Origin of the sequence: Saccharothrix tamanrassetensis, assembly GCF_014203665.1 — a bacterium.
Taxonomy (GTDB): Bacteria; Actinomycetota; Actinomycetes; order Mycobacteriales; family Pseudonocardiaceae; genus Actinosynnema; species Actinosynnema tamanrassetense.
Genome location: NZ_JACHJN010000005.1, coordinates 88,716 through 107,263 on the forward strand (window position 1 = coordinate 88,716; position 18,548 = coordinate 107,263).

At 72.6% G+C, this 18,548-nt stretch carries 18 protein-coding genes; 6 read left to right on the forward strand and 12 right to left on the reverse strand.

Annotated features, from left to right (window positions below):
* Positions 1–2: 2 nt before the first annotated feature.
* The 3 genes from FHS29_RS16850 to FHS29_RS16860 are packed head-to-tail and all read left to right on the forward strand — an operon-like array spanning position 3 to position 2,781.
* Positions 3–764 (forward strand): ABC transporter permease, encoded by a 762-nt coding sequence (locus tag FHS29_RS16850; RefSeq protein WP_312864955.1) that lies wholly within the window; start codon positions 3–5, stop codon positions 762–764.
* Positions 761–2,233, forward strand: a complete 1,473-nt coding sequence (locus FHS29_RS16855; RefSeq protein WP_312864956.1) for an ABC transporter ATP-binding protein — start codon at positions 761–763, stop codon at positions 2,231–2,233. Before FHS29_RS16850 ends, FHS29_RS16855 begins: the two co-directional genes overlap by 4 nt.
* On the forward strand, positions 2,230–2,781 hold the full coding sequence (locus tag FHS29_RS16860; protein WP_184691621.1) for a GNAT family N-acetyltransferase: 552 nt from the start codon (positions 2,230–2,232) through the stop codon (positions 2,779–2,781). Before FHS29_RS16855 ends, FHS29_RS16860 begins: the two co-directional genes overlap by 4 nt.
* 156 nt (positions 2,782–2,937) lie before the next feature.
* Here FHS29_RS16860 and FHS29_RS16865 read toward each other — a convergent pair whose 3' ends face one another.
* From FHS29_RS16865 to FHS29_RS16890, 6 genes are all read right to left on the reverse strand, one after another.
* Positions 2,938–3,819 (reverse strand): NAD-dependent epimerase/dehydratase family protein, encoded by an 882-nt coding sequence (locus tag FHS29_RS16865; RefSeq protein WP_184691622.1) that lies wholly within the window; start codon positions 3,817–3,819, stop codon positions 2,938–2,940.
* Complete coding sequence (locus tag FHS29_RS16870; protein WP_184691623.1) at positions 3,819–5,321, reverse strand: class I adenylate-forming enzyme family protein; 1,503 nt, start codon at positions 5,319–5,321, stop codon at positions 3,819–3,821. Before FHS29_RS16870 ends, FHS29_RS16865 begins: the two co-directional genes overlap by 1 nt.
* Complete coding sequence (locus tag FHS29_RS16875; RefSeq protein ID WP_184691624.1) at positions 5,314–6,450, reverse strand: cytochrome P450; 1,137 nt, start codon at positions 6,448–6,450, stop codon at positions 5,314–5,316. The genes FHS29_RS16870 and FHS29_RS16875 overlap by 8 nt, the downstream gene beginning before the upstream one ends.
* Positions 6,447–7,199: a glycosyltransferase family 2 protein gene (locus FHS29_RS16880; protein WP_184691625.1), complete on the reverse strand. Its 753-nt coding sequence runs from the start codon at positions 7,197–7,199 to the stop codon at positions 6,447–6,449. Before FHS29_RS16880 ends, FHS29_RS16875 begins: the two co-directional genes overlap by 4 nt.
* Entirely contained in the window at positions 7,196–8,161 is a 966-nt protein-coding gene (locus tag FHS29_RS16885; RefSeq protein ID WP_312864957.1) for a 3-oxoacyl-ACP synthase III family protein, read from the reverse strand. The genes FHS29_RS16880 and FHS29_RS16885 overlap by 4 nt, the downstream gene beginning before the upstream one ends.
* Positions 8,162–8,296: 135 nt before the next feature.
* A complete protein-coding gene (locus FHS29_RS16890) occupies positions 8,297–9,166 on the reverse strand; it encodes an SDR family oxidoreductase (RefSeq protein WP_312864958.1) in 870 nt (289 codons plus the stop codon).
* Between the two features lie 48 nt (positions 9,167–9,214).
* Here FHS29_RS16890 and FHS29_RS16895 point away from each other — a divergent pair, with 48 nt between their 5' ends.
* Positions 9,215–9,817 carry a TetR/AcrR family transcriptional regulator gene (locus tag FHS29_RS16895; RefSeq protein WP_184691627.1) on the forward strand — a complete coding sequence of 201 codons (603 nt, stop codon included), beginning with the start codon at positions 9,215–9,217 and terminating at the stop codon, positions 9,815–9,817.
* Positions 9,818–10,275: 458 nt separating this feature from the next.
* Here the strand turns inward: FHS29_RS16895 and FHS29_RS16900 are convergent, their stop codons facing one another.
* Complete coding sequence (locus tag FHS29_RS16900; protein ID WP_184691628.1) at positions 10,276–10,449, reverse strand: CsbD family protein; 174 nt, start codon at positions 10,447–10,449, stop codon at positions 10,276–10,278.
* A gap of 485 nt (positions 10,450–10,934) precedes the next feature.
* Here FHS29_RS16900 and FHS29_RS36845 point away from each other — a divergent pair, with 485 nt between their 5' ends.
* Both FHS29_RS36845 and FHS29_RS16910 read left to right on the forward strand, forming a co-directional pair.
* Positions 10,935–11,168, forward strand: a complete 234-nt coding sequence (locus tag FHS29_RS36845) for a DUF4331 family protein (RefSeq protein WP_184691629.1) — start codon at positions 10,935–10,937, stop codon at positions 11,166–11,168.
* A 444-nt stretch (positions 11,169–11,612) separates the two neighbouring features.
* Positions 11,613–11,933, forward strand: coding sequence for a sigma factor-like helix-turn-helix DNA-binding protein (locus FHS29_RS16910; protein WP_184691630.1), 321 nt, complete (start codon positions 11,613–11,615; stop codon positions 11,931–11,933).
* Positions 11,934–12,407: 474 nt separating this feature from the next.
* On the opposite strand, the gene FHS29_RS16915 is transcribed toward FHS29_RS16910, so the two are convergent.
* The 5 genes from FHS29_RS16915 to FHS29_RS16935 form a co-directional block, all read right to left on the reverse strand.
* The gene (locus FHS29_RS16915) at positions 12,408–13,505 is read right to left on the reverse strand and encodes a M48 family metalloprotease (protein WP_184691631.1); all 1,098 of its coding nucleotides are present in this window, start codon (positions 13,503–13,505) and stop codon (positions 12,408–12,410) included.
* A complete protein-coding gene (locus FHS29_RS16920) occupies positions 13,505–15,823 on the reverse strand; it encodes a S8 family serine peptidase (RefSeq protein ID WP_184691632.1) in 2,319 nt (772 codons plus the stop codon). The genes FHS29_RS16915 and FHS29_RS16920 overlap by 1 nt, the downstream gene beginning before the upstream one ends.
* Positions 15,824–15,835: 12 nt before the next feature.
* Positions 15,836–16,762, reverse strand: coding sequence for a tetratricopeptide repeat protein (locus tag FHS29_RS16925; RefSeq protein WP_184691633.1), 927 nt, complete (start codon positions 16,760–16,762; stop codon positions 15,836–15,838).
* Positions 16,763–16,983: 221 nt separating this feature from the next.
* Entirely contained in the window at positions 16,984–17,634 is a 651-nt protein-coding gene (locus FHS29_RS16930) for a response regulator (protein ID WP_184691634.1), read from the reverse strand.
* Positions 17,631–18,545, reverse strand: a complete 915-nt coding sequence (locus FHS29_RS16935) for a sensor histidine kinase (RefSeq protein WP_184691635.1) — start codon at positions 18,543–18,545, stop codon at positions 17,631–17,633. Before FHS29_RS16935 ends, FHS29_RS16930 begins: the two co-directional genes overlap by 4 nt.
* Positions 18,546–18,548: the final 3 nt, after the last annotated feature.

The following is an 18,548-nucleotide window of genomic DNA, read 5'->3' on the forward strand; positions in this document are numbered from 1 at the left end:
GCGTGGGCGCACTGCTGGTGACCGTGCCGCTGCTGCTGGCGCTGGCCGGGCCGTGGTTCGTGCCGGACGACCGGACCCGGGGCGGGCCGTTCATGCCGAACTCCTGGCTGGGCACGGACTTCGTCGGCCGCGACGTGTGGCACCAGGTGCTCGCGGGCGGCCGGACCGTGGTGCTGGTGGCGTTGCTGGCGACGCTGCTGTCGTACCTGGTGGGCGTGCCGTGGGGGGTGGTGGCCGCGATGTCGCGTCCGCGCGTGGTCGACGACCTCCTCATGCGACCGCTCGACCTGTTGCTCGCCGTGCCGTCGCTGCTCGTGCTGATCCTCACGGCGACCATCGCCGGGCCCGGCCTGCCGGTGCTCGTCGGCGTCGTGACGCTGGTCAACTTCCCCGACGTGGCGAGGATTTTCCGGGGCGCGGCACTGGAGATCGCCGGCCGTCCGGCGCTGGAGGCGATGCGGTTGCAGGGAGAGTCGTGGTGGCGGACGTCGATCGTCTACCCTGGGCGGTCGATGGTGCGGACGCTCGCGGCGGACTCGGGCGTCCGGCTGACCGGAGCGCTGTACCTGGTGGCGTCGGCCAGCTTCCTCGGTGTCGGGGTGCCGCCGGACGCCGCGGACTGGGCGGTGATGGTGGACCGCAACCGGGTCGGCCTGTTTCTCCAGCCGTGGGCGGTGGTCGTGCCCGCCGTGCTGATCGTGGCGTTGTCGGTGGGGCTGAACCTGGTGTTCGACCGCGCGCTGCGGGCGGAGGCGCGGTCGTGACGCCCGTGGTGCACGTCGAGAACCTGCGGGCGGTGGCCGGCGGGCGGGCCCTGGTCGACGGCGTGAGCTTCGCGCTGTCCGCCGGGCGGGTGCTGGCGCTGGTCGGCGCCTCCGGCAGCGGCAAGACCACGACCGGCCTGGCGCTGCTGGGCGAGCACGCGCCCGGTGTGGCGGTCAGCGGGCGGGTCGCGGTGACCGGGCGGATCGGGTTCGTACCGCAGCAGCCCGCCGCCGCGCTCAACCCGGTGCGCCGGCTCGGGGGCGTGTTCCGCGAGATCGCCGCCCTGCACCGGGGCGACCCGGCGGAGCTGGTCGCCACGGCGCTGCGTCGCGCGCGGGTGCCCGCCGACCTGCTGCGCCGCTACCCGCACGAGCTGTCGGGCGGCCAGCAGCAGCGGGTGGTGCTGGCGCAGTCGCTGGTGGGCGACCCGGCGGTGCTGGTGGCCGACGAGCCGACCACGGGACAGGACCCGATCACCCGCGCCGAGGTGGTGGACGAGCTGGCTTCGGTGGTGGCGCAGGGAGTGGCCCTGGTGCTGCTCACGCACGACCTGGACGTGGTGCGGGCACTGGCCGACGAGGTCGTGGTGCTGCGCTCGGGCAGGGTGGTGGAGGCCGGGGCGACCGCCGACGTCCTCGACCGCCCGCGCGAGCCGTACACGCGTGCCCTGGTCGCCGCGCAGCCACGGGTGACGGTGCCCGGCGATCGTCCGGCCCGGCGTCCCCGGCTGGAGCTGCACGGCGTCACCGCACGGCACCGCGCCACGACCGTGCTGCGGGACGTGAGCCTGCAGGTCGGTGCGGGCGAGTGCCTCGCCGTCGTGGGCAGGTCAGGCAGCGGCAAGACCACGCTGGCCCGCTGCGTCGTCGGGCTGCACCCGACGTTCGGTGGCGAGGTGCGGCTCGACGGCCGCCCGCTGCCCAGGTCGCTGCGCAAACGTTCGCGCGCCGAACTGGCGTCCGTGCAGTACGTCTTCCAGGACCCTCGATCGTCGTTCGACCCGCACCGCACGGTGCTCTCCCAGGTCGCGCGGACGGCCGTGCGGCTGCGCGGTTCCGCCGACGCCACCGCGGAAGCGCTCGCCGAACTGGCCGCGGTGGGCCTGGACGAGGCGACCGCGACCCGCCGGCCGGCGGGCCTGTCCGGCGGCGAGTTGCAGCGCGCGGCTCTGGTCCGTGCGCTGCTGGCCCGGCCGGACGTGCTGGTGTGCGACGAGATCACGTCCGGGCTGGACACGCTGACCCAGGCGAGCCTGCTCGACCTGCTCGCCGCACTGCCCTGCGCCGTGGTGCTGATCAGCCACGACCTCGCCGTGGTGGCCCGGCTGGCGGACCGGGTGGCCGTACTGCACCGGGGAGACCTGGTCGAGCACGGCTCGGCGGGCGACGTGCTGGGCCTGCCCACCCACCCGGTGACCATCGGCCTGCTGGGCCGCTCGATGGAAGGAACAGAGGAGAAGAGGACATGAACCAGCACCACCGCGAAGTAGGGCCGTACGAGGTGCGGCAGGCGCGGAAGGAGGATCTGCCCGGTGCGCGCAGCGTCATGCTGGACACCTTCTACCAGGAGTTCGGCTACGGCTACCGGCCCGAGTGGCACGGCGACGTGGTCGACCTCGAAGGCTCCTACCTGCGGCCACGACGGCACGCGTTGTTCGTGGCGACCAAGGGCGACGAGGTGGTGGCCACCACGGGCGTGCGCGCCCAGGCCCCGTCGAGCCCGCCGCACCCGGCGTGGCTGGCCGACCGGTACGCCGGTGGCGGTACGGCACAGCTGTTCCGCGTCTACGTCCGCCCCGAGCACCGCCGCTGCGGCCTGGCGCGCGCACTGGTGGACCTGGCGACCGCGTTCGTGGCGCAGACCCCGGGCTACCAGAGCCTGTACCTGCACACCGACACCCGCATCGCCGGTGCGGAGCCGTTCTGGCGCTCCGTGGCCACGGAGGTGCACGACGCGCGTGACGGCGACCCGTTCTCGTTCCAGACGGTCCACTTCGAGATCCCGTTGGGACGCTGAGAAGACCGACTTGTCGACGCGACGAAGGCGGGACCGCGAACGACTGGTCCCGCCTTCGTGCGTTGCCAGGGCGAGCGGTGGCGAGGTTGTCCCCTACGAGGCCTTGCAGGTCCGTCCGGCTGTGCGGCGGCTCCGTCGTGGGACCGACTTCTCCGGTCACCAGTCCGCCGCGCCGTGGAACGACGTGGCGGCAGGGGTGTAGCCGAGTCGTTCCCGCGCGGCGGTGATGTCCAGCGTGCGTTCATGGCCCAGGTGGCTGATCGCGTATCTGGTGAGGCGCGGTGGTTTCGTCGCGCCCGCCAGTCGCCATGCCCGTTCGGCTGCGCCGGCCACGTGCCAGGCGGCTCGCAGCGGGAGGTGGCGGATCCGCACGTCCAAGCCGCGTTCGTCCAGCAGACCGCGTAGGGCGTCTTGCAGGACAACGGGTTCCGCGTCCGCGATGTTGTAGACGCCCGGTGCGCCCCCGCAGGCCAGCAGGGTCGCGTCGACCAGGTTGTCGATGGAGGTCAACGACTGCCGGGCTCGGCCGTCGCCGACGATGAACAGGGTGCCGCCGCGGATGGCGCCGAGGACGCGGGGCAGGAGGGTCGGGTCGCCGGGGCCGTAGACGGCGTGCGGTCGCAGGACGACGGTGTCCGGGCGGTCGGCGAGGACCCGTTCGGCGGCTGCTTTGGTGGCGCCGTAGGCGGTGAGGTAGCGCGAGACCGGGGCTTCGGACTCGGTCGCGCACACCGTCGGCACGAACGGGTCGTAGACGCTGGCGGAGGAGATGTGGACCAGGCGTGCGCCGGGGAACGTCTCGGCGACGTGTCGTGTGCCGTCCACGTTGACCCGCCGGATCAGCCGGGGGTCGCCCCAGTCGGTGACGGCGGCGGCCGAGTGGACCACGGCGTCGACCTCGGGCGGGTCGGTCAGCGGTCCGGTGCCGATGTCCCAGTCGCGTGATCCGTACGCGTGCACCTGCCAGCCGAGGGCTTCGGCGGCGCGGCGCACGGCTCCTCCGACGAACCCGGTCGCTCCGGTGACGGCGAGGCGCATCAGCGGGCCAGCAGCTCGCGGAGGGCTGAGCGGTCGACCTTGCGCGTCCGCCCCGAGACGGGGAGTTCCCGCAGCACGGTGACTTCGTCGGGCAGCGCGGCGGCGTCGATCAGCGCGGGCAGCGCGGCGCGGACCCGGTCGGCCAAGCCGGGTGCCGCGTCGGACAGGGGCACCACGGCGAGCACGATCCGCTCGTCGCCGATCTCGTCCGGTACGCCGATCATCACGGCCGCCGCGACTCCGGGCAGGTCCGCGATCGCCGGTTCGTACAAGCCCGGGTACACGTTCGTCTTCCCGCGCAGGATCATGTCCTTCTTCCGCCCGGTGAGGACGATCCGGTCGTCCTCCAGCCGGGCCAGGTCACCCGTCGCGTGTTCGGTCATCGGCGGTTCGCCGAGGTAGCCGCGGCACATGTTGGGGCCGGACACCACCAGCTCGCCGTCCTCGGCGATCCGTGCGCGGACTCCCGGCAGCGGCCGGCCCAGCAGGTCGCCGCCGTGGGCGATCTTCTCCGCACCGGTGGCGATCGCGACCGGGAGGATCTCGGTCATCCCGTACACGGCCAGGAACTCCACGTCCGGCAGCGCCTCGCGCGCTCGTTTCAGCAGAGGTGGCAGCACGGGGGCCGAGCCCAGCAGGACCTGCCGGAGCGACTGCGGCAGCGCCACCCCGCAGTCCAGGATCGCCGCCAGGTCGGTCGGCACGAGGAACGTGTGCGTCGCGCCGGTCAGCCCGGCGGCGAGCGCGGTGGGATCGGCGGACGGCGCGAACCCGTACGGCGGCATCGACCAGTGCGCGCCGGCGACCAGCGCGGGCAGTCCCAGCATCATCTGGTCGGTGTGCACTCTCGTGCCCGGACCCAGTTCGCACCTCACCGCCAGCGCGCGCAGGGCCGCGGCGAGCGAACCACGGGTGTGCACCACGGCTTTGGGCGCCGCCGTCGTGCCGGAGGTGAACACGATCACCGCGTCCTGGTCGGGAGCGGGGTCGGGGAGCGGCAGGTCGGCAACCGGCGCGGCCAGGCTCCGCGTGGAGACCGCACGCAGCGGCACACCGGGCAGCCACGGGCCGGACCTGATGTGCCGCAACGGGAGCGCGGCGTAGTCCGGCAGCAGGACACCCCTGCGGCGGGCGATCGCCCGGAGCGGACCGGGAGCACTGGCCGCGTACAGCAGGGACTCGGCCGCCGCCCAGCCCGGACCGGCCAGTCCGGTGCGACTGGCGAACAGCTCCGGCCCGACACCGGGGTCGACGAACACGACCGTGCCGCCGGCGGCCACGGTGCCCAGGGCCAGGACGATCGCGTCCGGGCCCGGGCGGACCGAGAACAACATCCGGTTGCCGGGCTCGAAACCCCGGGAACGCAGTCGGTGCGCCGTGCTCAGGACCTTCGTGGACAGTTCCCGGTAGGTCAGCGTTCGGCCGCGCGCGTCGGTCAGCGCGGGCGACGGGCCGTGTTCCCGGGCCGCCCGCAGCACTTCCACGAGCAGGTCGTCAGCCACGGCGCACCACCAGCCTCTCGTAGCCGGGGATCAGGACCCGCACGGCAGCCCTTCGCGCCACGACGGACAGCGGTGCGGCGGACAGGACGGCTCCCAGCACCGCGCGGATCTCGGCGTAGGCGAGCGGCATCCCCAGGCAGAAGTGCGGTCCCGCGCCGAACCAGAGCTGTCGCACCGCGGGCGGGTGGGGACGGTCCGGGTCGAACGCGCCGTGACCGCGGGCGGCGGAGATCGTCGCGATCACCACCCGGTCCCCGGCGCGGACCGCGACCCGGCCGATACCGGTGTCGGCGGCCACGCTGCGCAGCATCACCGGCGACGGGACGGTGACCCGCAGCGCCTCCGCGACCACGTCGTCCATCCGGTCCGGCGCGGCGGCGAGCCGGTCCAGCCACCCCGTGTCGTGCAGCAGTGCGACCAGGCGGGGGATGTACGACACCAGGGTCTCGGTGCCGGTGAGGACGAACGCCGCCACCGCGCCCAGGGCTTCCTCCTCGGTGAGCCCGAGTTCCCGCATCCGGCCGGGGACGGTCGCGGGGTCGCCGACCGCGTACGCCTTCGCGGCGGGCCGGGTGAGTTCGCCCAACGCGGCCTTGCCCCGGCGGACCTGGGCCGGCGTCAGCCGGGGACGCCCCAGCCGGATCATCGACGTGATCGCCGTCCCGGCCGCCCACGCCCGCCCCGCCCCGGTGGCGTCCAGGCCGACGAGTTCGCAGATCACCGCGCCCACCAGGTCCCGCACCACCGTCACGAGGTCCACCGGGCGGCCGGTGGCCAGGTCGTCCCGCAGGCGCCTCATCGGCTCGTCCGCCACGCGGGCGCACAGGTCGGTCACGCTGCGCGGGGTGAACAACCCGGAGAGCTTGCGGCGCAGCTCGGCGTGGGCCGCGCCTTCCATGTTCAGCAGGACCGTGGGGCCGACCACGGGCGTCCACAGGTCGGCCGGCGAACCGGGACCGGTCTTGGTGAAGTGGGCGGTGTCGGCGAGGACCTCCTTGGCCAGCGCGGCGTCGCTGACCACCACGCCCACCTTGGGCACGCGGACGACGGGCGCGATCCGGCCGATCCCGCGCACCAGGGGGTACGCCAGCGGGTGCGCGGCCAGCTGGAGCCTCAGTTCCCAGTTCACCGGATGTCCACGACGGCCGGGCGGTACCGGTGGTCGGCGTACCACGCCAGGGTCTTGCGCAGGCCCCAGGCCTGGGCCCGGCGCGACGAGCCGTAGACCAGGACGTCCCGTCGGAGACCGTACTGCCTGGTGTGCAGGCGGACCGCGTTGACCAGCGCCCGGTCCTCGTGCAGGTCCTCGATCCTGGACCGCGGGAAGCCCCCGCACAGCGCGTACAGCTCCGCCGTGATGGCCATGTTGCAGCCCGCTGTCATCACGTACGGCCCGAGGTAGCGCGGATCGCGGTTGTCCGGTCGGATCCTGCCGAACAGCGAGGCCACTTCGACGGCGGCGACGAGCAGCCCGCGTTTGGCCGTCGACAGGCCTTCGTCCTTGCGCGGCAACAGCTGCCCGGACACCAGCCGCAGCCCGGAGTCGAACGCCGCCTTGATCCTGGCCGTCCAATCCGGGGCGGGCAGGCAGTCTGCGTCGGTGCGCGCCAACCACCGGGCGCCGTGGTCGATGGCGTGGCGCATCCCGGTGTCGGCGGCGGCTCCGGTGCCTTTCTCCGGCTCGTGCGCGAGTACCAGCCGAAGACCCGGTCGCCGCTCGGCGTACGCGCGCACGGTGTCCGCAGTGGAGTCCGTGGAACCGTTGTCCACCACCAGCAACGTGAAGTCCGGGTCGTCCTGCGCGGCGAGGGCGTCCAGGGTCGCCGTGATGCCGCGCTCCTCGTTGTACGCGGGAACCACCACCCACAGGCCGCTCACAGCCGGATCACCACCATGCCGAGGCTGACGCCGCCCGCCAGGCCGACCAGCGCGACCAGGTCGCCGGGTCCGCACCGGCCCATCCGCTGCGCGGTGACCAGTTGCAGCGGCAGGCTCGCGGAGGCGACGTTCCCGTGCTCCGGCAGCGTGATCACCAGCCGGTCCTTCGGCACGCCCACCTGTTCGGCGAAGATGTCCAGGTAGGGCAACGAGACCTGGTGCACGCCGATCACCGCGAAGTCGTCCCAGGTCAGCCCGAGCCGGTCCAGCGTGCTGTCCAGGACGCCCCGGCCGAGCCCGAGGAAGGCGGACTTCAGCCGCGCGCCGTCCATGGCGAAGTAGGTGGCCTCCGGGTCGCGCGGGTGCCGCGACCCCCCGCCGGGCAGGGTGCCGACGTCCCACTGGGTCGAGTCGGCGGTGAAGCCGCTGCCCAGCACACCGTCCTCGCCCTCGGCCAGCAGCAGGGCCGCGCCCGCGTCCGACAGCGTGTACCCGGGGAAGGCGCGCAGGAAGTCGGTGAGCCCGTCGACCTCCCAGCGCACCGCGCGGGACGGTGCCTCGCCGCCGGCGATCAGCACCTTGCGGTAGCGGCCGGTGCGGATCAAAGCGTCGGCGACCTCGATTCCGTTGAGGACGCTGTTGCAGGCGTTCTTGACGTCCATCACCGGGCAGCCGAGCTCCAGCTTGGCGGCCACGATGTGCGCGGTCGCCGGCTCGATCATGTCCTGGCTGGCCGAGGCGAACAGCAGGAGGTCGACCTCGCCCGGCACGGTTCCGGTGTCCGCCAGCAGCTTGCGCGCCGCCGCGACCGCGAGGTCGGACGCCTGCTCGTCGTCCGCCATGACGTGCCGCGACCGGATCCCGGTCAACCGGCGGATCAGCCCCGGCGGCGGTGTGAACGGCGCCAGCCGCCGCTCCACCTCCTCCGTGCTGAGCTGTTGCTCGGGCAGATGCACTGCCACGCCGACAAGTTGTGTCCCCACTCCGGCACCTCCCTGCGTGGACGCTATCTCCGGGTGGCGTCGGCGGACGTCAGTAGAACTACTCGGATGCGATCCTCCTGGTGGGATCGTCCACTTCACGACCGGCGGGTCGCCTCACGGCCGAGCGGCGTGGTCGTCCGCACGTCTGCCGCCGGTGGGGGTCCGGGCTGCGTCGGCCGGCGTGACCGTCGAACCGGGACGGTCCGGGGCGGGTGCCGGGCCGGTGAGCTCGCGCGGTCCGAGGTGCAGGCCCCCGCTGGCGTCGAGGGTCTGCCCGGTGATCCACCGGGCGTCGTGCGACGCCAGGAACGCCACCACGTCGGCGACGTCGTCCGCCCGCCCGACCCGGTTCAGCGCGGTCAGCCCGGCCGCCAGCGCCGCTGTCTCCGGGGTGAAGATGGCTTCGTTGGCGTCGGTCCTGGTCGCGCCGGGTGCGACGGTGTTGACCGTGATGCCGCGCCCGCCGAGCGCTCGGGCGAGGGTGCGGCTCATCGTTTCCACCGCTCCTTTGGTGAGGGCGAAGGAGGTCTGCGTGGGGTTGGCCATCCGGGTGGCGACCGACGAGATGGTGATGACGCGTCCGCCGTCCGACAGCAGCGGGAGTGCCCGCTGGATGATGAAGTACGGGGCTTTGACGTTCACCGCGACGAGGTGGTCGAACTGCTCCGGGGTGTCGGTCTCGATCGGACCGGCGGGTGCGGCGGCGGCGTTGTTGACGACGATGTCCAGCGGTCGCCCGGACAGGCCGGTCCGCAGGCCGGTGAACAGCGCCCCGATCCCGTCCATGGTGCTCAGGTCGGCCTGGACGGCGAAGGCGCGTCCGGCGTTCTCCTCGATCCGGCGGACGGTCTCCCGTGCCGCCCGCTCGTCCCTGCCGTAGTGCACGGCGACCTGAGCCCCGTCTGCGGCCAACCGTTCGGCGATGGCACGGCCGATGCCCTTGGACGCCCCCGTCACGAGTGCGGCCTTGTCCGCGAGTCTCACGTGTCCCCCCGAAGTGATAGTTACTAACAGGTTGTTAGTGTCTACCAAATGGACAGCCTCCGTGACCGCCGTCGAGCCGAAACCCGGCGGGCGGTGCAGTCGCACGCGATCCGCCTCTTCGTCGAAGGCGGCTACGGCGCCACTACGGTCGAGGACGTCGCGAAAGCCGCGGGCGTCTCCGCCATGACGGTGTACCGGCACTTCGCGACCAAGGAAGACCTGGTGCTCTACGACGAGTACGACCCGTTGACCGCCGCGGCGCTGCTCGCGCGACCGGAGCACGAGCCCCTCGTCCGACGAATCGGAGGCGCCCTGGTGGACACCGCCGCCGGTGCGGTCGGAGCCGGTGCGGTCGGCGCGTCCGACGCCGACAAAGCGCTGCTCCTGGCCCGTCTGCGGCTGATGATCTCCACCCCGGCCCTGCGCGCCCGCCACCTCGACAGCCAGTACGCCACCCAGTCCGCGATCGTCGCGGCCCTCTGCGGCGACCCGCCCGACCCCGACGACGAACTCCGCGTGCGCTGCGCCGCCGCGGCCTGCCTCGGCGCCACCCACGTCGCCCTCGTCCGCTGGGCGGAGAACGACGGTCGGGACGACCTCCCCGCTCTGATCCGCACCTCGCTGGCGCACGCCTTCGGCACCGCCTTCTGATGCCCGGGTCTGCTCGACGGCCTGCGGGCGGAGCCCGTGAACACCGGGCGTCGTTGAAGCGGGTATATGAGCACCGTTCGCATCGCGCCCGCCGGGCCGATTCCGACGACGGCGTCCTCGGTTTTACAGCTTGATCGTGCGGCCCCCGGAATCGGACCTGTTGTTCGTGGCGGACCGGGCGCAGGGGCTCGGTGTCGGGGCGAACTGATCACGCACCTGCTCGAACAAGTCCGCGAAAAAGGCATTCCGGTGGTGCGGGTTGTCTCGCACCCGCCGGTCGAGGGCTTCACACCCGGATGGGCGCCGACGGGTCGGGGGTGGTCCCGCCGAAGCCGCCTGATCGCCGAGCGGTCGGCGCGTGGGCAGCGTCACGGCCCGCGCGCCGGTGACGTGACATGACGATGGCGCGTGTTCCCGTGGGAACACGCGCCATCGTCATGACCGGCAGGCGGTCGGCGTCAGCTCTTGAAGGCGTCCTTGACCTTCTCGGCCGCCTGCTCGACGTTGCCCTTCACCTGGTCGCCCTTGCCCTCGGCTTCCAGCTGCTCGTTGTCCGTGGCGCCACCGACGGCTTCCTTCGCCTTGCCCTTCAGCTCGTCGCCCTTGCCCTCGGCCTTGTCGTCGAGTCCCATGTGCCAGTCCTCCCGCACGCGATTCCCCCGAGGTCGCGGCCCTCGGGTGACCGTGACCGCCGCGCAGGCTGTTCTACCCGGCGATCCATCGGCGGGTGCCCCCGCACGGGGGCCCTCAAACAGGTCGGCGCGGCCTCCGCACCCGAGAGGGCACCGGTTGCGGGTGCGGAGGCCTCGGCGCGCGTGGCCGACCCGAACCGACCGCGACCACCGGAAGTGGTCCGCGCACCACGTTGTTCGGTCACCGGCCGGTTCCGGTTGTCGAGTTCCCCTACTCGGGTGACCGGAGTTGTGGAAATGGCCGGCTTCGTTTTCCGGACTGTCGCCATTGCTGTGCAACAACATTTTCCGGGTGGGATCGGTGAACTGCGCCGGCGGCGGCTCCGAATTGACTGAGTCCTGTCCGCGCACGGCGGGGGCAAGAGCTACGTGGGCCAGGCGGACGACTCGTCTTCCTGGACCTTCGGGTGTTCGACCTGCTCTAGGTGCCGGCGGGGCCGAAGGACACCTTCAACTCGCTCACCCCGGACCGGGACGGGAAGACTCCCGACCTGGTCGACCGGGTGACCGATCCGGAGGTGCCCAGGCTGATCCAGGCCATCTACGGGATTCCCGCACCCGCCATGCCCCGCAACGACCTGGTGGGGATCTTCGCTCCCCGGCCACGGGAAGAACGTGATCGCCGCCTACCTCGCGGGGCGGGAAGGTACGGCGCGTGATGCGGTTGTCGTGGGGGCGACGGTGACCGTCACGCACACGGCCGGGGTGCTCGTGCTCGGGCTGCTGACCAGTGCGTCGAGTGCGTTGCTGGGCGAGTCGGTGCTGCGGTGGTCGGGCGTGGGGAGCGGTGTGCTGGTCGCCGGGATCGGGGCCGTGCTGCTGAGATCGGCGCTGCGGCGGCGACCCGTCCTCGTCGGCCACATTCACGGCTCCGATGACCCACACCGCCCCGACTCCGGTCACGGGCACGGGCATGGCTACGGCTTGGGCATGGCCGCCACGCTGACCGCGGTCGGCTTGGTGCTGGTCCGCCTGCGGGACCGGCCGGCCGCCGTCGAGCGCTTCCGCGACCGGTTCACCGCGCTGCCGGCCATCACCGCGTCCCTGGTGCTCGTCGTGGGCCCGGGCTCGCGGTCCGGGCCGCACTCGGTTAGGAGCCCTCCGTGCGTCGAATCGTCCTGCTGTTCCTGCTGTTGGCCGCCTGCTCCGGCCCGGAGCCCGAGCGACCGCGCCCCGGTCCGCTGTTCGACGACGAGGGCGCGGCCGAGGTCACGTGTCTGCGCTTGGTCGCCGCGGACATGCGGCGGGCCATGGGGCGGCTGCGCCGTGAGCAGTACGAGCTGCTCGTCCTGGCCTACCTCCGCGGCATCCCGTACCGCGAGCCGCCCGCCCGGCTGAAGGTCCCGATCGGCACGGTGAAGTCCCGGATACGGCCGGCGTTGCAGGTGCTGCGCGCCCAGCTCGCCCGCGACAGGGAGTCGTGACGGTCGTGCCCGACCACCCTTCATGCCGCTGCACGAAGTTGTCTGCTATTTCACGTTTGAAACTTCCTCCCGGATTTGAGCTGCGCGTTCGACTTTTCTCCCACTTTCGGGCGAACCGCCTGCCGTGGTGGGTCGAATGACCGGTGGAGAGGAGGTGAGTGCATGAGACGACGGTTCCGGCGTTGACCGGTGTCCCGGCTCCGGCGCGCTGGAGCGCACAACCCGTGCCCGTGAGTGATTCGCCCGGTGAGCTGGCCGGTGAAATGCCCGGTCAGCTGCACATCGAGGAAGCCGTTGCGGCGGAACCGGTCGAAACGACCGGCGCACCGGCTTCGTCGTCGGCGCACCAGGGGTACGCGCCGAAGCGCCCGGAGCTCCTGTCATCGACGCCAGACGCCGAACGGGCGGGATCGGCACTGTGCCGGTCCCGCCCGCCGTCCGGCCGACCGCGGCACCGGAGCCGGCGGCCGGGGACTAGGCCCGCCGCTCGCGCAACAGGCGCCGCAGGCTGTCGATGACGTGGTCCTCCTGCTCGGACAGGATCGGGATGGCGGCGTCGACGAGCTGGAAGACGTCCGGTCCTTCCAGCTCGGTGAGCGTCCGGCGCAGCGCGGCGGCCCTGGCGTCCGACGGCGGGTGGTCCGCGACGATCTTGTCCCCGGACACCTCCGACACCTCGTCGCGGACGCGGTTGAGCAGGTGGTCGACGGCGAAGAACAGGAACGCGCCCACCACCGCGATGTGCTTGCGGAACGACAGGGCGGCGACCGACTCGTCGGCTTGCTGGGTCTTGAGGGCGAGCAGCATCCCGATCTCGTCCGCCTCGAACTCCTGGGCGTGGCTCTTGCGCAGCCACTCGTCGCCGCTCGGGCGACGACCGGTGAGGTGACCGGCGAAGAAGTGGCCGTACTCGTGCGCGATGGCGAACTTCTCCGCCGCGTCGGCGTACAGGAAGCTCAGGACACCGCGATGCGTCCCGTCGACCTGCTGCTTGCCGCCGCGCCGGGGGTCGGCGTACAGGATGTAGGCGGCCAGCGAGTTCGCCAGGTTCTCGTCCGCCTCGCGCTGGCGGCGCTCCACCGCCTCGCTGGTCTTCGGCACCGTGAAGCCGCCGTCGTCGGCACGGTCCACGACCACGATGCGGGTGTTGAGCGCCAGGGCGACTTCGACCAGCAGGTAGTGCAGGCCGGTGTTGATCAGCAGCAGCGTCCCGTTCTTCACGGCGAGCGCCTGCGCGTTGAACGAGTGGTGCGGGTACTCGCCGACGTACACCGGTCCGGGAGACCCGAGACCCATCTCGCGCACCGCTTCCTCGATCCGCTCCGAGGTGCCGGCGTGCCTGTCCTCGCGCCGCCTCCCGGGCGACTCCCGGCCCTGCCACCGCGCCATCTCCCGGAGCAGCAGGTTCTCCTCGCCGTACTCGGCCGCCGATCGTTCCGCCTGTTCCTTGACACTGGCCAGGATCAGCGCGTCCTCCTCGGCCGAGACCTCCGGCCGGACCAGGTGCTCGATCCCGCGGGCACGCAGCAGTCCCCAGTACTCGTCCACCAGCGCGGCGCGCGCACGGTTCATCAGTCCCCCTTGTGCCACAACGTGCCCGGTTCGTCGGTCGAGGCGCCGGACACCGCCAGCGCGAAGTCCTGCGCTCCGAAGAGGAGTTCGGAGATGGCCGTGATCTCGACCTCGTAGTCGCCGGGCGCCGGCCGGTCGATGCGGACGACCTGCACGTTGTTGGCGGTGTCCGCGGTCGCGTAGGTGGTGCGCCGCCGCTCGTTGCCCAGCCAGTGCCGGCCGCTGGACCGGTGGACGACGACCAGGCTCAGCGCGTGCTGGATGCCGCGGCCGGGCGGGTCGGTCCAGGCCAGGCAGACCCGCAGCGGACCGGGCCCGGCGGGGTGCAGCGGCAGCCGGACCGTCTGGCCGAGCCGGTGCAGCGGCGGGCACGCCGAGGCGTCCGCTCCGGTGTCCGCGAACAGCGCGGGCAGCGTGGTGGTCAGGTCCAGGAGGCCGAAGCCCTGGTGGAAGTTGGGCGGGTGCGGGTGGTCGGCCCGTGCGTCCCGGCCGCCGAGCCACCGGGTGCCGTTGACCAGCGTCGCCTTGAGCAGGGCCGCGCTCGGGGCGTGCGCTCCGGCGGTGAACCACTCGCGGACCAGCGCGGCGGACCCGGCGACCAGCGGTGCGGCCATGCTGGTGCCGCCGAGGACCGCGTAGTTGTCGTCCCAGCCGTCCCAGAACGTCGAGTCCGGGGCGAGCGCGGATCGCGTGGAGACGACGCAGGTGCCCGGTGCGACCAGGTCGGGCTTGATCCGGTCGTGCTCCTGGCACGGTCCGCGACTGCTGAACGCGGCCAGCGACTCCGGGTTCCCGCCGACGCGCTCCTCGCCGATCGGCCCGTCCGGGAAGGCAGCCGGCGACCACTCGCGCCAGGTCAGGTCCGGCACGTCCCGCGTGCTGCGGCTCGCGCCGACGGTCAGCGCGTTCTTGGCGGTGGCCGGGGCGTTCACCGAGAACAGGTCCACGAAACCGCGCGGGACGTGCCGTGGTGCGGCTGCCCGGCCGTCGTTGCCCGCCGCGACGACCACGAGCATGTCCGGGTGTTCGGCGACGAACTCGTCGATCTCCAGCGAACTCATCCGGTAGACCGAGTCGGCGTCCGCGCCCCAACTGTCGTTGTGGATCCGGGCGCCCGCGTCGTAGGCCTCGGCGAGCAGGTCGTTGAGGTCGACGGGAAGGCCGGTGAGCCGGCCGCGACCGTCCATGACGGACTGGAAGAAGACCGAGGCGCCGGGTGCCGCGCCCCGGAAGACACCGCCCGAGGCGGAACCGTCGCCCGCCAGCGTCCCCGCCACGTGGGTGCCGTGGCCGTGCGGATCGCTCCCGTCGTCCGGACGGCCTCGCGCGACCACCTTGAGCAGGCGGCTCTTGAGGTCCGGGTGTCGGCTGTCGACGCCCGTGTCGGCCACCCCGACGACCTGTCCGCGCCCGGTGAGCCCGGCGAGGCCGGGGACGGTGCCGACATCGGGGGTGCCGCCCGAGCCGGAGGTGGTGCCCACGTCGGCGGTGGGGTGCGGGCCGTGCGCGGAGCGGACGCCGGTGGTGGGCCGCAGACCGACGATCTGCTGCGCGTGGTCGTTGAGGAGGGTCGGCGGCACGTGGAGGTCCACCGCGGCCACGTCCTGGCGGCGGGCCAGCTCCAGCAGCCCGGGATCGCCGAACCGGCAGCGGAAACGCACCTTCCGCCGGCCGGTGCCGTCCTCGGGCCAGCCCCGCCGCGCCAGCCAGGCGCGGATCTCGGGCAGGTCCCTCGCGCGGTGCGCGAGCACCTCGTAGTGCACCGGAAGCGCTCCCGGCGGCGGACCACCGGGGGAGACCACGTTGCCGGCGTCGGCGGTGTCGCTGAGCCGGTACGGTCGCACGTCGAGCACGAAGTCCAGTGCCGCCAGGGAACCGCTGCCGCCGCCGGGAGTCCTCACCACGTAGCCGTCGACCGCGACCCGTTCCAGCACGGCGGCGTCGAGCGCGTCGAGCCGGTCGCGCCAGTCGGGTGGTGGGACCGGGACCGTGTGCAGGACGACGGTCTCGCCGTAGCCGGGCAGGTCGGCCTTCGGCGTGTCGTCCAGGTCCGGCACGGCGAGCGAACCGAGTCCGGTGTGCCGGGCCGGTGGCGCGAGCGGCCGGGCGCGCTCGGCGGCGCGTTCGGCCGCTCGTCCGCCGCCCGGATCGGTCGCCGAGTGGATGACGAGGCCGAACCGTTGCAGCGCGGCCAGGTTCTCCTCGGCCGTGTCACCGGACACGACGTCCTCGCGCACGGACACGTTGGCCAGCAACCCGAGGACGGCGTCCCGGTCGCTGCCGCCGGCGAGGTGGCCCACCACCGAGAGGACGGTCACGTGTGGCTTCTCCTAGCGGTCGCGGCGGAACAGCCGGCGGGACGAGGCCGGCAGCACGCGCAGTCGTTCCGCGGCCCGCGTCGCCACCTGCGGCGTCGAGGACTTCGCGGCGATCTTGTAGAACCGGCGCGCCTTCTTCACGTCACCGGCCTGTTCCCAGTACCAGCCGAGGTTGTGCGCGGCGAACCCCCCGGTGTCGTCCGGGCTCTCGTAGGCGAACTCCCACAGCGACCGGGCCTTGTCGTGGTTGCCCGCCTCGTCCTCCAGCGTGCCCAGGTTGACCGCGGCCTTCGAGGCGAAGTGCGGGACGCCGAGGTCGACGGCCAGCTGGAAGGCCTTGCGCGCACCCGCGATGTCCCCGAGCTGCTTGAGCACCGAGCCGAGCTGGTCCGCCGAGCCGGACCGGATCGTGGGGTCGGCGTCGGTGCGGTCCACGGCGTCGCGGAACGCCTTCTCCGCCTTGTGCGGCTCGCCCTTCTTCACCCAGGTCAGCCCGAGGTACATGCAGGCCCCGGCGGCGTGGGTCGGGTCGTCGAGCACCTGCGCCGCGCGTTGCAGCCACAGCACCGCCCGGTCGAGATCACCCTTCTCGTACGCCTCGAACCCGAACTGGAAACCGCTGAGCTTGGTGAACGCCTCGCTGAGCGCCCGGTACTCCTGCTTGCGGCTGCGCTCGGACTGCCCGTACATCTCCTTGCGCAGGGCGCTCGCGAACCCGCCGCGCTCGGTCTCCGGCGCGGTGCCCGTACCGCCGAACCCGGCGAAGCCGCCCGTCGGCCGACTCGTCTTCCCCCACGGGAACGAGCCGTTCTTGATCGCGTTGACGTCCTTGTCGAGAACGATGATCTGCAGGTCGCCCTCCCGCGCCCGCGCACCGCACACCGGGCAGGGCGCACCCACGCACTCCCGCCAACAGGCCTCGTACTCTTCGTCACCCATGACCACCTGCTGGCGAACGCAGTGGCCGCAACGATGGGACAGCACGAAGACGTTCACGGTCACCCCCGTGTTCCGTACCCGACCGACAGCCTGGCACACCGTGACCGATCGACGACAGTGCGTTCGGCTGGTCGGCGTGCGCCTGCCGGGGTGATTCTGGTGCCGGAAGCGGTTCTCCCCGTCGCAATTTTGCGGACACCGGCATCGGCGGCCCGGGTGGCTCAGAACGATCCGGAGTCCCGGGCGACCAAGCCGTGCTCGTAGGCGTAGATCACCACGTGCACCCTGGTCCGCAGGCCGAGCTTGGCCAGGACGTGCGCGACGTGGGTTTTCACGGTGCCCTCGCCGATCGACAGCGCGGATGCGATCTCGGCGTTGGTCAGGCCCCAGGCGACGTGGCGCATCACCTCGCGTTCCCGGTCGGTCAACCGCTCCAGGTCGGTGCCGGTCGGGCGGGGGGACAGTCGGGCGAAGCGGCCGATCAGGCGTCCGGTCACCCGGGGGTCGATGAGTCCGTGGCCGCGGTGGATCGCGCGTACGGCTTCGACCAGCAGGTCCGGGTCGGCGTCCTTGAGCAGGAAACCCGCCGCACCGGCCCGTAGTGCGCCGAACAGGTATTCGTCCAGGTCGAACGTGGTGAGCGCGAGTACCCGGGACGACCCGGCCAGGGCGCGGATCGCGGAGATGCCGTCCAGCCGCGGCATCCGGATGTCCATGACGACCACGTCCGGGCGGTTGCGCAGGGCCTGGTCGATGGCGTCTGCGCCGTTGGCGGCCTCGCCGACGACGGTGATGTCGGGCTCGGCGGACAGCACGACCCGCAACGCCTCGCGCACGGCTTCCTGGTCGTCGGCGATCAGCACGGTGATCATCGGCGCACCGGGAGCCGGGCTTCCACTCGCCAACCGGACTCGGACGGTCCTATGTGGACGAATCCACCCAGTCGGGCGACACGTTCCCGGATCCCGCGGAGTCCGTTGCCGTCGGTGGCAGCGGCAGCGGCAGCGCCGGAGCCGTTGTCGGACACCAGAACGGCGAGCTGTCGGCGTTCACGTTCCAGCCGGACCTCGATCTCGGTCGCCGCCGAATGCCGTACGGCATTGGTCAGGGCTTCCTGCACGATTCGGTACGCGGTGTGCGCGACGGTCGGAGGCAGCCCCAAGACGGAGCCGCGTGTGGTGATCCGCCTGCCGGGACCGGACAGCCGTTCCGCCAGCGCGGAGATGTCCTCCTGCGCGCGCAACTCGCCCACCAGGCCCCGGACCTCGGTCAGGGCGGTGGCCGAGATGTCGGTGATCGTGGTGAGCGCCCGGTCCGCGCCGGCCGGCACCCGGCGCGCGGCGGTGGCCTGCAGCTTGATCGCCGTCAGGTGGTGGCCGACGCTGTCGTGGACGTCACGGGCCAGCCGTGCGCGGTCCTCGGCCATCGCGATCCTGGCCGACTGGGCGCTGCGCTCCCGTTGCAACCGCAGGCCGTAGCCGACGGCGACCGGTGCCATGCCCATGATCACCAGGTCGGTCACCGGCAGGACGCCCGACTGCGAGCCGGCCAGGGTGGCGAACACGAACGTCCACACGGGTGTGGCCACCAGCACCGGCCAGAGGGTGTGCCGGTGGAAGGCGGCGAGGCAGAACCCCGCCACCGCCACCAGTCGGCCCGGCCAGCCCACGTCGATCCCGGTGCCGACCATCGCCACGACGCCCGTCACCAGGGCGGCGGTCAGCGGCACCCTGCGGACGAACAGCAGCGGCAGGCAGACCGCCGCACTCAGCAGCACGATCACCCG